The organism is Pedobacter sp. ASV28, from assembly GCF_016428855.1.
In the GTDB taxonomy this organism is placed as follows: domain Bacteria; phylum Bacteroidota; class Bacteroidia; order Sphingobacteriales; family Sphingobacteriaceae; genus Pedobacter.
Genome location: NZ_JAELTN010000096.1, coordinates 1 through 13,430, shown reverse-complemented (window position 1 = coordinate 13,430; position 13,430 = coordinate 1). Strand labels below are relative to the sequence as shown.

Below are 13,430 nucleotides of genomic sequence, written 5' to 3'. Positions count from 1 at the left end.
TTTTATCATTGAACGAACAGATCGGGTAAAATTATCTTTGCGTTCAACCGGCGATTTTCCGGCCAATGAGATTTGCAAGAAATATTTTCAAGGGGGAGGGCATAGGAATGCTGCCGGTGGTGCATCAACAGAATATAGAACAGGTAAACCATAATTTTATTGCAGCCTATTCTATAGGTGATAGAACAAGAACCTTTCTAAAGGTACAAGATGGTTGCGATTATCCGTGTACCTATTGTACTATTCCCTTGGCCCGTGGAGGGAGCAGAAGTGATACCATTGAAAATGTAGTGGCAAGAGCGCAGCAAATTGCAGCCAGTGGTGTTAAGGAGATTGTTTTAACAGGGGTAAACCTTGGCGATTTTGGCATTAGGGATGGACAGAGACAAGATCGCTTTTTTGATCTGGTAACTGCATTAGATGAAGTGGAAGGTATCGAACGGATCAGGATTTCGTCTATAGAACCTAATTTACTGAGCAATGATATTATTGAGTTTGTAGCTAAGTCTAAACGCTTTGTTCCGCACTTTCATATTCCTTTGCAGTCGGGCTCCAATAAAATTTTGGGCCTCATGAAAAGGCGTTACCAACGCGAGCTGTATACCGAACGGGTGGCTAAAATAAAGGAAGTGATGCCAAACTGCTGTATTGGAGTTGACGTAATTGTAGGATTTCCTGGCGAAACGCAGGCCGACTTTTTAGATACCTATGAATTTCTGAACGGACTGGATATATCTTATCTACATGTATTTACCTACTCAGAGCGTGAACAGACTGAAGCAGCAAGCATGAAAGGAAAGGTGGTGGGCAGTACACGTTTCGAAAGGAATAAAATGTTGCATATTCTTTCCGACAAGAAAAGAAGGGCTTTTTATCAATCACAGATAGGAACAAATGCTCAGGTGCTTTTTGAAGACGATCAGAAAAATGGTTATATGCATGGTTTTACCAAAAACTATGTAAAAGTTAAAGCCAAATACGATCCATTGATGGTTAATGAGCTAAAAGAAGTAAAATTGGTTGAACTTTCTGCCGATGGAGAAGTTGAAGTGGCGGAGCTTGAAACCAGCTACGCTCATGAATTGAAACTGGGCGAGCCCCTTGTTGGTAGTCTGAATGCTTAAAGACTTTTTCTTGCTTTTATTTTACGAAACTTTGGGCTTTTCATTCATCTTTATACTTTAGCCTTTCAGCTTTCTTTCCTATATTCGCCTAAACTTTTTGAGTATGTTTCCAACCGTCTCGCATTTTATTTCCTATTTATTTGGTATTGAGGTACCGCTTCCATTTAATACTTTTGGTGTATTCGTAGCTTTGGCCTTTTTGGCTGCCTATTGGGCTTTTACTAAAGAGCTGAAAAGAAAGGAAGAGTTGGGTATCTTAAAACCAACTAAACGCATAACTACCGTTGGCGAACCTGCTTCAGCCATGGAACTGATTTCCAATGGTTTTTTCGGTTTTTTGATTGGCTATAAACTGATCTATGCATTGGTTAATTATAAACTGTTTGTTGCCGATTCGCAATTGGTTCTATTGTCTGCGAAAGGTAATTGGCTAGGTGGTTTGGCACTGGGGGCACTATTTGCCTATTGGGCCTATAAGGAAAAGGAAAAAACAAAATTACCTGCACCCAAAAAGGTAGAGATAACCGTCCATCCTTATGAGTTAATGAGCAGTATGGTAGTTTGGGCTGCTATCTGGGGTTTCTTAGGTGCAAAAATATTCGATAACCTGGAACATTGGGACACTTTTGTTCAAGATCCTATAGGAGGCTTATTATCGTTTAGCGGCTTAACTTTTTATGGTGGATTGATCTGTGGGGGTGCTGCTGTACTTTATATCGCTAATAAAAATGGCATAAAACCTTTGCACATGTTAGATGTGGGTGGGCCAGGTATGATGTTGGCCTATGGTGTAGGCAGAATTGGTTGCCATTTAGCCGGAGATGGAGACTGGGGCATCCCAAATTTAAATCCTAAACCATTTACATGGCTGCCAGATTGGTTGTGGGCCTATACTTATCCCAATAATGTGGCCAATGAAGGTGTTGCTATTCCGGGCTGTATAGGAAGATTTTGTAATGAATTGCCTCAACCGGTATATCCTACGCCGCTTTATGAAGTAATTGCCGCCTTGCTTATTTTCCTATTCTTATGGAAGATCAGGACCAAGGTAAAGTGGCCAGGAATGATGTTTGGTATTTATTTAATGTTCAGTGGGGTCGAAAGATTTTTGGTAGAGCTGATCAGGGTCAATTCTAAATATCACGTGGCAGGCATTCCATTTACCCAGGCCGAACTCATCTCATTAATATTATTTATTGCAGGCGCTTTTTTGGTAGCCAACGCTATAAAAAAGAAAGAAAAACTGGCAAATTACTAGCTAATGGATTACGAATTATTGTGCAATAAGGTCATCGCTATAGCTAGGCTAACGGGTAATTTTATCCGTAGGGAATCCCTCGCTTTTGACAACAGTGCCATAGAGTATAAAGGACTAAATGACCTGGTATCTTATGTAGATAAAAATGCCGAGAAACAATTGGTCAGGAACCTCAAGAAATTATTGCCCGAATCTGGATTTATAACGGAAGAAGATACAGAAAATATTTATGGAAAGGCATTTACTTGGATTATAGACCCCTTGGATGGGACTACGAATTTTATTCATGGTATACCCACTTTTTCCATTAGTATTGCACTTTACGAGGAAAATATACCCGTACTGGGTGTGGTTTACGAGATCAACAGGGGAGAAATGTTCTATTCCTATAAAGGTGCACCTGCATTTCTAAATAACAAGGAAATTAGGGTGTCAAAGGCAACAGATCTTTCCCAATGTTTATTGGCTACAGGTTTTCCTTATTACCAATTTGATAAACAGCCCCAGTACATAAAACTGTTTACCGAAATGATGCAGAAATGCCATGGTTTACGTAGAATTGGTTCTGCTGCAGTTGATTTGGCCTATGTGGCCTGTGGTAGGTTTGATGCTTATTTCGAATATAACCTAAACTCGTATGATATGGCTGCAGGTGCTTTTTTAGTACAACAGGCAGGTGGTACGCTGCTTAACTTCTCTGGTGGTACCGAATACCTGGAAACAAGAGAAATTGTGGCAACCAATGGCTTAATCACCCAAGAAATTCTAGATACGATTAAGAAGTATTTTTAATTGGTGTTTGTCATTCCGATGATAGGAGGAATCTTTTAGTAGATTATTCATTACGTTCAGAATGATAATGCACACTTTTAGAATACTTTTTACCATAAAAAAATCCGTAGCTAAGCACTACGGATTTTTTTATTATTTAAACGTGTAATCGTTATAGTGCTTCAGATACTACTTCTTTTACTTCTGGCACCATACGTTGCAATAGATTTTGAATGCCTGATTTTAGGGTGATGGTACTCGATGGACAACCACTGCAAGAGCCTCTAAGTTCAACGGTTACTACACCCTCGTCAAATGACTTATAGGTAATGGCTCCGCCGTCCTGCTCTACCGCTGGGCGTACATAGTCATGTAATATCTGTTGTATTTTAATTTCAATGTCAGAACCTTCGAAGCTTGGTGCTTCCTCTGTAGCATCTTTAATTTTAAGTTCAGATTCAACCGCGCCTTTAACAAATTCTTTTAAGATCGCCTCAATATCAGACCAATCGGCATCTTCTGTTTTGGTGATGGTCACAAAGTTACTGGCAAAAAATACACCATTTACAAAATTGAACTTGAATAGTTCTTTGGCAAAAGGTGAGTGCTCTGCGCTTTCTTTTGTGGCAAAATCTTCACTACCATTGATCAGAAGCTTATTCACCATAAACTTCATGGTTGCCGGATTTGGTGTTTGTTCTGTATATACGTTAATAGTCATGTCTTCAAATTTAAGAATACAAAAATATATAATTCCAATCCCAAATGCAGCTAATGCATGTCTATTTTAGGTCATTTATGTTTGGAAGCGCCAAAATCAATGAACAAAGACTAAATCCTACCCCATAACCAAACAACTAACCAACCAAACAACTAAAATATTCCGGTATAGTTAAAAGGGGTAATTTGCTTTAGTTCCTTTTTAATTTGCTCGTTTACGTCAAGCCCATCAATAAATTGTGCCATGGTTTCGGCAGTTATTTTTTGATTGGTCCTGGTTAATGCCTTTAATGCTTCATAAGGATTTGGATAGGCCTCTCTACGTAAAACCGTTTGGATCGCTTCTGCAACTACCGCCCAATTATTATCCAGATCTGCATTAATAGCTTCATTGTTTAAGATAATCTTATTCAGTCCCCTTAACGTAGAATTGATGGCGATGAGTGTGTGTGACATAGGAACACCAATGTTTCTCAACACGGTAGAGTCCGTTAAGTCCCTTTGTAGACGCGATATGGGGAGTTTAGCCGCCAAAAATTCGAAAATAGCATTGGCCATTCCGGCATTTCCTTCTGCGTTTTCAAAATCAATAGGGTTTACTTTGTGTGGCATAGCTGATGAGCCTACTTCGCCTTCTTTAATTTTTTGCTTGAAGTAATTCTTAGAAATATAAGTCCAAATATCACGGTCTAAATCTATGATGATATTGTTGATACGTTTTAAAGCATCGCATTGTGCCGCAAACTGATCATAATGCTCAATCTGTGTAGTGAATTGGGCCCTATGAAGTCCTAAGGTATGATTAACAAATTTATTGGAAAACTCGACCCAGTTAATTTGTGGGTAGGCAATATGGTGTGCATTGAAATTTCCGGTTGCCCCCCCAAATTTTGCACCATTGGGTATGTGTTGCAGATTTTTTAGTTGGACTTTTAAACGCTCCACAAAAACCATAAACTCTTTGCCCAATTTGGTGGGCGAGGCGGGTTGTCCATGGGTATGCGCCAAAAGTGGAATATTTTCCCACTCCTTTGCCAGTTCAACCAATTTTTCAATTAAGGCATTCAATGCTGGATAATAGCTTTCGTTTAAAGCCAATTTAAAGGTATATGGAATGGCGGTATTGTTAATGTCTTGAGAAGTCAGCCCAAAATGTATAAATTCCTTATACAACTGAAGACCAAGTTCGTCGAATTTTGATTTAATAAAATATTCTACGGCCTTAACATCATGATTGGTTATGCTCTCCGTATCTTTTACTTTCTGGGCATCTGCATCATTAAAATTTTCATAAATCTGACGAAGCTTAGGGAAAAGGGTGGGATCGAAACTTTCTGTACCCGGAACATTTGCTTCTACCAAGGCAATAAAATACTCTATCTCTACCAATACCCTGTATTTGATTAACGCATATTCAGAAAAATAGTCCGCAAGTTTTGCAGTAGTTTTTCTATAACGACCATCAATAGGAGAAATAGCTTGTAGAGGAGATAAAGTCATGTTTTATTGAATTTTATAAAGATGTGCAAAGTTAACATTTGTTGGCTATTAACATAGTCCTAAAAGCAAATTGACTAATGCAAAATAATATGGAGCTTGTTGCTACGATATTTGTCTCTGCCTGAAATTCAAATGAGGGATTTGTAATGTGGTGTTAGTGTAGTTCGGTGCATTGGTAGCCTAATTTTCTAAGGCTGTAAACTATTTTTCTTGATGAAATATATTTTCCCTCGATACGCAATATCCGGTCACAATCCTGTAGGTCAAAATTAAATTTACAGGTACAAACCACTTCATGTAAACAACGCATAATATAGTTTGCATCTTTTGGACACGTAACATTCGTTTTAAAAATCTTTATATCATTCACGGAATTAGAAAATTTACTTTTTGCTTTTGGCAAAAGGATTAAAGGAAATACCCAGATTTAAATACATGGCACCATTTGGTTTTGCCTCAAAAACATAGTTATCAAATGATTTGCTCTTTTCAAATACACGACCGGAAGTAACGTTTTTTAAGCCTGTTTTAACCGTTCCTATAAATGAACCTCCAAAATAATGCTCGTAAATAGCGCCTGTGTTAATTTCAACTTGCCTAAACTCATGAGTTCCAGAAGATCTGTTAAATTGATAAAGGTAAATACCCGTTCCATCGAGTTCGCTGCCAAGAGAGAGCCTACCATTACCAAATATTTCCTTTTTAAAGAGCAAACGTTGTGGTAATACAATGTCGATGATCCAATCTCCTTTAAATTTGTGTTCAAAAGAGAAAGTTGGTATCACGGGAATTTGTGTGCTGGGATCAACAATGCCTACTAAACCTATTGTCATTTTCGTTTTTAAGTTGGCCTTCAATATCATGGTGGCTGTCAGTAGCCCTTTCACCCTTTCAAAATTTTTCTCACTGCCATCAACCACTGCAGAACCTGAATAGACCACCATTTTATCTAAGAGCTTGGAGAAATAAGCAAAGTTTAAGGATGAGGTGTGGTAATGGTAGTTCGTTTTTACGATGGTTTTTAACTGGTCGGTGGGATTTGTGTATGCGGTAGTGGCACCGATGTATCGATAGTTAAATGACCCACTTAGTGACCACCTTCTTTTTTTGATAAAGCTTGGGTTTAAATTAACCTTTGTTTGATACATGTTAGTAATTTCGCCACTGGTTTCGGGACCATTTAACAGGCTTGAGTTGAATTTGTGAGATGCGAGCTGATCGTGTTCGATATTGAGCACTCGGGTTGAAGGGAATTTATCAGCCACATAGGCATTGATTTTCTCGGGAATACTGTCTTTTTTCTGCCCAAAGCAAGGGCTGCATATCAGCAACAAAACAAAAGAGAAAGGTGTATCTTTCCAATGAGTAAGTATTTTTGGGAGCGGCCTTTTAGTATACTTTGCTAATTTTAAATGCATTTTTAGTTTTTATTGCAAATAAGAAGAAAGTACTGCTTGTTTTATTCCTTTTTATACCAAGCCCACTTTTTTTTATACGAAGTTGGGTTTCGTATAATTTTAACGCCATTTCGTATAATTTATAGCGATACCAAGTTTTTTATATCGCTATTTTTGAGGCGATTTGAATATGAAAGACCATTTCTCTATGGAAGATGCCTCAAGGGCTTTTACAAATAAAAAGCTGATCAGCTTTTTAATAGATAAGCATTACAGGTATGTTAGGCATGCGATCATGCTACTTAGTCTTTTGCTTATATTGTTTAATGCTAAATCTTTAAATGACTACAGTGGTAGTTATGAACAATATAGCTTGTTAGTATATTATGCTATTATCGTTTTTTTGGTATATGTTAACATCTATCTGTTGGTGCCGGTCTTTTTCTTCAAGGGCATGTATTTAGCTTATTTAACAGTATTGATGGTGTTGTTGGCTTTGGTACTGTCTATCATGTTTTCGATGATGGAGAAATACTTTGAGCCCCATCGAATTTTAGAGAGGCACCCGATAAGCCTTACTAGGAGTATCATATCTGGTATTGTATTCTTTGTCCCTTTTGTCATGGTTTCAACCACCATTAAGTTGGTGCAACGTTGGATTAAAGATAATGAACGAATTAGCGAACTGAAAAATATCACATTGAGAATGGAACTCAATGGGCTTAAAAACCAAATTAATCCTCATTTTTTGTTCAATATGCTTAATAATGTCAATACTTTGGTTAAGATCAATCCTCAAAAAGCATCGCTGGTTATCCTGAAACTGTCTGATTTTCTGCGTTACCAGCTTTATGATAATGATGAGGAGTATACCAGTCTTACGGCTGAGTTAGATTTTTTATCTAATTTTCTCAACTTGGAAAAAATAAGAAGAGACGATTTTACCTTCGATATTGATACTAATCAGGGAACTAGGAGTATTTTATTACCACCTAACTTATTCACCACTTTTGTAGAAAATGCGGTGAAACATAGTGCTGATGCCACTGGCGGTCAAAGTTATGTTCATCTCTTGATTGTGGCTGATGAGCAACGTTTACACTTTAGGTGTAGCAATTCAATAGTAAGTGATGAGGGACTACAGCCTCCATTGCCAAAAGGAGGAATGGGGCTTGCTAATATTAAAAGAAGGTTAGAGTTGTTATACGCCGATAATTATCATCTAACTACAGAAACATCGACAAAAGAACATATTGTAAATTTAATCGTCCCGATATGACCTGTATCATTGTAGATGACGAACCTTTGGCCAGGGAAGGCTTACAATCGTTGATAGAAGAAATTTCTGATCTAGAAATCGTTGGAAAGTTTTCTAGTGTTTTTCTCGCCTCAGATTTTTTAGCAAGGAATAAAGTAGATTTGATATTTCTGGACATTCAGATGCCAAAGGTTACTGGATTAGAATTCGCCGCCCAAATACCAAAACAAACTTTAATTGTTTTTACAACGGCTTATGATCAGTACGCTTTAAAAAGTTATGATTTAAATGCCTTTGATTACCTGCTGAAACCCATCGGTATCGAACGATTGGCCAAGACAATAGGTAGGGCGAAAGCCTATAAAAAATTGTTGCTAGCTAAAACATCAAAAAATATTTCGGATGAGAACGAGTATTTGTTGATTAAAGCAGACCGTAGACAATATAAAATCAATTTTAAGGACATTCAATTTATTGAAGGACTTAAAGATTATGTGATTGTTTATAGCGGGAGTCAAAAATTAATTACGGCTATGAATTTGAAGAATATACAAAGTAAGATCAGTTCTTCTAGTTTTTGTAGGGTAAGCAAGTCGTATATCGTGAACATTGATCATGTAAAATCATTTGATACACGTACAATTTATATTGAGCAATTTGAAATTCCTATTGGTGAGATATACCGAATGGATTTTTTAGAACGTTATTCGTTGAGATTTGGTGGGAATGGAAAGCCAAATGCTGATTAAAAAGGATGAAACGTTCTGAAATAAGTTGACGGATTAATATAAGTCCCAGTTACCTCGAGTAGCTGGGATTTTTTAATGTACCATTTCTGGTGTCTTCATATTCAAAGATAGGTGTGGTCTTTGATCATTGTATATCTCAACTGCCTGTTTTATCAACAGTTTTGCGGTTTTTCTTGACTTTATTACCCTGCCCAAGCCGAACTCCTCTTTTAAAGTCCTGTTCATTCTTTCTGCCAGGGCATTTTCGTATGGATCCCCATTTTCTGTCATACTGATTCTTATGTTGTTTTTCTCGGCCAACGAAATGTATTCTTTGCTACAGTACTGCAAGCCCGTATCGGAATGATGAATGAGTGTTTTTTTTTGTGTTTCCTGCCCGTTATGGCCATTTCAAAAGCTTTTCTCATGCTTGCCGCATCCATATTATCGGCCATTTCGTAGCCCATTATTTTTCTGCTGAAGGCATCGGTAACCATATTCAGATAGCAGTTCCCCTCATCTGTTTTTATATAGGTGATATCACTAACCCATATCTGTTCAGGTCTTTCCGGTTGGATATCCCGAATGATATTGGGGTATTTTTTAAGCCAATGTTTGCTCATTGCAGTCTGTATATAGCGCCTCTTGGGTACGATAAGCATTTGTTGGGCCCTAAGAAATTCAAAAAGCTTATCCCTACCCAGTTTTATAGAGTTTAGGGCAAGATTTCCCCTGATCTTGTGATAGATCTTTCTTGTCCCAAGCCTGGGCATGGTCTTCCTTTGCAGACCAACAAGATGTTTTACCTTTTCTAACCGCTCTGATTAGATTTTGAGTTCCTTACAGTGCTTATAGTAATACTGGCGGCTATAGCCAAGTGTGTTCGCTACAAATTTGACGTCCCGTCTCCCTTTTTTTGAGCCTGTTCGGTAGCTTCTGACAATAGGCTCAAATACTTTTTTCTAATATCGGTGCCCAAGGTGGTATCAGTAATATCTATTGCTCGGTTTAGGACTTCCTTTTCTGCCTCAAGACATCTAAGCTTTTGCTCAAGGGCCTTGATTAGGGGTATCTTTCTTCATGGTTTCCGATTCTTGCCAATCTAATCTACCATGTTTTCGCAACCAAACCAAAACCGTGCTCCGTCCTTGAATCCCATAGCGTAATTGAGCCTGTTTGTAGGTCAGTTCGCCTTTTTCAACAGCATCTACCAGCTCCAATTTGAACGCTAAACTGTAATTCCTTTGAGTACGCTTTACGTATCCCGTAATTCTTTCTTTTTCCATAAGTTAACACTTTTTGGGTCAACTTATTTTAGAACGTAACAGGATATTAAATAAAAAAGCCCCGATTTTATCGGGGCTTTTCTATAATTTTAACTATTGACTAGTGTTTTACAGTTGAATCAACAACAGTAGTGTCAGTTTTAACAACTGTATCAGTTACAGTAGTATCAGCAGTTACAGTAGTATCTGAACCTACAGTATCAGTACCTTCTGCTTTTTTCTCTGAAGTACAAGCTACAACTGATAAAGATAATGCTAAAGCTAAAAAGCCAAATTTGAATAAGTTTTTCATTTTAATTTTCTGTTTAAATAATTAATTAATTTTACATCTTAATGCCGCAAAGGTAAAAAGGTAACCCGTGTTTTTGAAAAAAAATAAAATATTTTTTTCATGCAAAAAAAAAGGTTACCATTTGTGAACCCTGGTATTAACAGTACCGTAAAAGAGCCGGTATTAGGTTTGTTTTTTTTGTCGTTAAATAGTTCAAGGAATTTTTTTAACTATTATTGGGTTACCATTTGAAATTTAAAGTATTAATAAGTGAGTATAAAGTTAAGCAGTTCGGTTCCAACAGATAGAGAGGTAGTATTAGGGATACTCAATAACTCGATAGAGGCTTTAAATAAATTGTATGCGGCGTATTTTCCAATGGTGTTACAGCTTATTTTAAATAATAATGGAGACGAAGATGATGCTAAGGATGTTTACCAGGAAGCCATTATTGTTTTGTATAATAAAGTGCGAAGTGGAAACTTTGAGCTGAGCAGCAAATTGAAAACGTATCTCTACTCGGTAAGTAGGAGAATTTGGTTAAAGAAGCTTACGCAACAGCGTAAAAAGACCAATAATATTGCGGATTTTGAAGATATACTTGTTGTAGAGGATGATTTGGAGCAGCACGAGCAGAAAGACCTACAATTTGATAAAATGAAAATTGCATTGGAGAGTTTAGGAGAGCCCTGCAAGACCATTATAGAAGATTTTTATATTCATAACCATTCTATGCAGGACATCTGCGAAAAGTTTGGATACACAAATGCAGATAATGCTAAAACACAAAAATATAAGTGTTTACAGCGTTTGAAGAAATTATTCTTTCAATCATGAAAATGAGAAACGACATCGAATTAGAGGCTATTATTGAGGATTACCTCAAAGGCAAATTGACTCCTGAAGAGCACGCAGCTTTTGAGCAATTGCGCAACAATGATCAAATAGTCGATCATAAAGTAGTAGCACATAAGGTTTTTCTTGAGTCAATGGCCCAATATGCCAATATTTTGCAGTTGAAGGAACGGATGGATGCTGCCCATGCGCAAATTGATGTAGAAACTTTGGCTTCAGAACTGAGACCGCATCCTTCCAAACTAGTTAAACTGTGGAAAAATAACAGGTCTGCTGTTGCTATTGCGGCCTCATTTATCTTATTGACCATGGTTTCATTGTATTCTATACAGAGCAATAATAAACAGGCTGGCACTTTTGAAGCCATGAGTAAAGATATGGCTAGGATAAAGACTACTCAAAATAGTTTAATCCGCGATATTAAATCTAGAGAGGCCAATAAAAATAGTAATAACAACAGCAATAACAGAGCAAGATTTGGAGGTACTGGTTTTGCCATTTCAGGAAATGGTTACATCATTACCAATTATCATGTAGTACGAGGTGCAGATTCGGTATACGTCCAAAATAATAAAGGAGTTTCATATAAGGTTACTTCTTTTTATAACGACCCTCAGAATGATATTGCTATTCTTAAAATTAACGATGAGTCATTTCATCGCTTGCCTAACTTGCCTTATGCCATCAAGAAAGGTAGTTCAAGTATAGGGGAGCAAGTGTTCACCTTAGGATTTCCGAAAGATGACGTGGTTTTGGGAGATGGCTATGTGAGTTCGAAAACAGGGATCAATGGAGATACTCTAGCTTATCAGGTGGCTATTCCGGTTAATCCGGGAAATAGCGGTGGCCCACTCTTAGATAATAATGGTAACATTGTGGGGATTATTAACGGTAAGGAGAATAAGACAGATGGGGCTACCTTTGCCGTAAAATCTAAATATATTATGGAGGCTTTAAATGCCATTCCACAAGATTCGCTGAGTAGAAGGGTCACTTACGGGAAGAGAAGCCAATTGCAAGGTCTAAAACGTAATAAGCAGGTGGATAAGATACAGGATTTTGTATTTATGATTAAAGTTTATAACAACAACTAAGAATTAAATAAAAAAGCTTAAAATAGACCCCGAAAACATTTACAGGTTTTCGGGGTTTACTTTTTAAGTACAATATTATGGAATTTGGCAAAGTTGCACCAGAAGAGATCAGAAAAATAGATTTTACACTGCCTGCTGATGGAAGGCAGACACAGATTAACCTAAGGGCTAAAGCACTGGAAAATCCCCAATTTTACATCGGCTGTGCGAAATGGGGAAGAAAGGAATGGGTAGATCTGATCTATCCACCTAAAACAAAAGAAAAAGACTTTTTATGTGAATATGCTAAACATTTTAATGCCATAGAGCTGAACGCTGTTTTCTATAGCATTCCGAGAGAGGAACAAATTATCAAATGGAAGGAAATGGCAGATGCAAAGGCCGACTTTGTATTCTGTCCCAAATTTTCTAGAACCATTACACACATTAAACGTTTAAACCAAGCGCAAGCTGAAACAGACCTGTATTTAAAGGCAATTTCGGCATTTGGAGATAAATTAGGTCCCTGTTTTTTGCAGCTGAGCGATAATTTTGGACCTAAGAACTTTGATACCTTACATAAATACCTGGAAGGCCTGCCTAAAGATCTAAAGCTCTTTGTAGAAGTTAGGCATCAGGATTGGTTTAAGGATGAAGCAGCCAGATTAAAATTGTTTGCTATGCTCAGCCAGTTGAAGATTGGTGCAGCCATTACGGATGCCAGTGGCAGAAGAGATTGTTTACACATGGAGTTAACTACCCCAGAGGCCTTTATTCGTTTTGTGGGCAATGGGGGCAATTTTTTGGATTCCGATAAAAAGAGGGTAGATGATTGGGCCGAACGACTGGAGCAATGGTTGGAAAAAGGATTACAAGGGGTTTATTTTTTCTTGCACCAGCATGATGAAAAAGATACTCCCTTGATTGCCGATTATACCATAGAAAAATTTAACAAAAGATTAGGAAGTCACGTACCTAGAATAAAGTTTATAGATCATCAGGGGAAATTGTTCTAGGTTTTTTGTAAATTGAGTTACAATTAATTTTATTGAATAATTAAAAAATAATACTATGAGTTTAAGAATAGGGGATACTGCACCGAATTTTAAAGCTATAACGTCTATAGGTTAGATATAATAGTAAGATTATTAGGTTGACAGTTGGGGAGTTTTATTTTCCCATCCGGCAT

The 13,430-nt window shown here is 37.4% G+C and carries 12 protein-coding genes and 2 pseudogenes; 9 read left to right on the top strand and 5 right to left on the bottom strand.

All coding sequences use genetic code 11. The annotated features are described in order from the left end of the window. The 4 genes and pseudogenes from JHD79_RS21490 to JHD79_RS21475 all read left to right on the top strand — a co-directional run. The coding region (locus tag JHD79_RS21490) for a DHH family phosphoesterase (protein WP_199121416.1) at positions 1-154 on the top strand (154 nt) is incomplete at its 5' end. Next, positions 117-1,124, top strand: a pseudogene (locus JHD79_RS21485) (MiaB/RimO family radical SAM methylthiotransferase); the annotation flags it as partial. The gene JHD79_RS21490 and the pseudogene JHD79_RS21485, both read left to right, overlap by 38 nt. 103 nt (positions 1,125-1,227) lie before the next feature. Beyond that, positions 1,228-2,382 (top strand): prolipoprotein diacylglyceryl transferase, encoded by a 1,155-nt coding sequence (locus JHD79_RS21480; RefSeq protein ID WP_199121415.1) that lies wholly within the window; start codon positions 1,228-1,230, stop codon positions 2,380-2,382. Between the two features lie 3 nt (positions 2,383-2,385). Then, positions 2,386-3,174: an inositol monophosphatase family protein gene (locus JHD79_RS21475; RefSeq protein WP_199121414.1), complete on the top strand. Its 789-nt coding sequence runs from the start codon at positions 2,386-2,388 to the stop codon at positions 3,172-3,174. 151 nt (positions 3,175-3,325) lie between these two features. Here the strand turns inward: JHD79_RS21475 and JHD79_RS21470 are convergent, their stop codons facing one another. The 3 genes from JHD79_RS21470 to JHD79_RS21460 all read right to left on the bottom strand — a co-directional run bounded on the left by JHD79_RS21470 (position 3,326) and on the right by JHD79_RS21460 (position 6,791). After that, positions 3,326-3,874 carry a NifU family protein gene (locus tag JHD79_RS21470; RefSeq protein ID WP_199121413.1) on the bottom strand — a complete coding sequence of 183 codons (549 nt, stop codon included), beginning with the start codon at positions 3,872-3,874 and terminating at the stop codon, positions 3,326-3,328. A 152-nt stretch (positions 3,875-4,026) separates the two neighbouring features. Further along, entirely contained in the window at positions 4,027-5,373 is a 1,347-nt protein-coding gene (gene purB, locus JHD79_RS21465) for an adenylosuccinate lyase (protein ID WP_199121412.1), read from the bottom strand. A 383-nt stretch (positions 5,374-5,756) separates the two neighbouring features. Further along, a complete protein-coding gene (locus tag JHD79_RS21460; RefSeq protein ID WP_199121411.1) occupies positions 5,757-6,791 on the bottom strand; it encodes a hypothetical protein in 1,035 nt (344 codons plus the stop codon). 169 nt (positions 6,792-6,960) lie between these two features. Between JHD79_RS21460 and JHD79_RS21455 the strand changes: the two genes are divergently transcribed. Together JHD79_RS21455 and JHD79_RS21450 are read left to right on the top strand one after the other, a co-directional pair. Beyond that, positions 6,961-8,049 carry a sensor histidine kinase gene (locus JHD79_RS21455; RefSeq protein WP_199121410.1) on the top strand — a complete coding sequence of 363 codons (1,089 nt, stop codon included), beginning with the start codon at positions 6,961-6,963 and terminating at the stop codon, positions 8,047-8,049. Next, on the top strand, positions 8,046-8,777 hold the full coding sequence (locus JHD79_RS21450) for a LytTR family DNA-binding domain-containing protein (protein ID WP_199121409.1): 732 nt from the start codon (positions 8,046-8,048) through the stop codon (positions 8,775-8,777). The genes JHD79_RS21455 and JHD79_RS21450 overlap by 4 nt, the downstream gene beginning before the upstream one ends. A 72-nt stretch (positions 8,778-8,849) precedes the next feature. Here JHD79_RS21450 and JHD79_RS21445 read toward each other — a convergent pair. Both JHD79_RS21445 and JHD79_RS21440 read right to left on the bottom strand, forming a co-directional pair. Next, positions 8,850-10,042 (bottom strand): annotated as a pseudogene (locus JHD79_RS21445) (IS3 family transposase). Between the two features lie 100 nt (positions 10,043-10,142). Continuing rightward, complete coding sequence (locus tag JHD79_RS21440) at positions 10,143-10,334, bottom strand: hypothetical protein (protein WP_199121408.1); 192 nt, start codon at positions 10,332-10,334, stop codon at positions 10,143-10,145. 249 nt (positions 10,335-10,583) lie between these two features. Between JHD79_RS21440 and JHD79_RS21435 the strand changes: the two genes are divergently transcribed. The 3 genes from JHD79_RS21435 to JHD79_RS21425 all read left to right on the top strand — a co-directional run bounded on the left by JHD79_RS21435 (position 10,584) and on the right by JHD79_RS21425 (position 13,257). Beyond that, positions 10,584-11,150 (top strand): sigma-70 family RNA polymerase sigma factor, encoded by a 567-nt coding sequence (locus JHD79_RS21435; RefSeq protein WP_199121407.1) that lies wholly within the window; start codon positions 10,584-10,586, stop codon positions 11,148-11,150. Beyond that, positions 11,147-12,262, top strand: a complete 1,116-nt coding sequence (locus JHD79_RS21430; protein WP_233164822.1) for a S1C family serine protease — start codon at positions 11,147-11,149, stop codon at positions 12,260-12,262. Before JHD79_RS21435 ends, JHD79_RS21430 begins: the two co-directional genes overlap by 4 nt. 77 nt (positions 12,263-12,339) lie before the next feature. Further along, positions 12,340-13,257, top strand: a complete 918-nt coding sequence (locus JHD79_RS21425) for a DUF72 domain-containing protein (RefSeq protein WP_199121406.1) — start codon at positions 12,340-12,342, stop codon at positions 13,255-13,257. Positions 13,258-13,430: the final 173 nt, after the last annotated feature.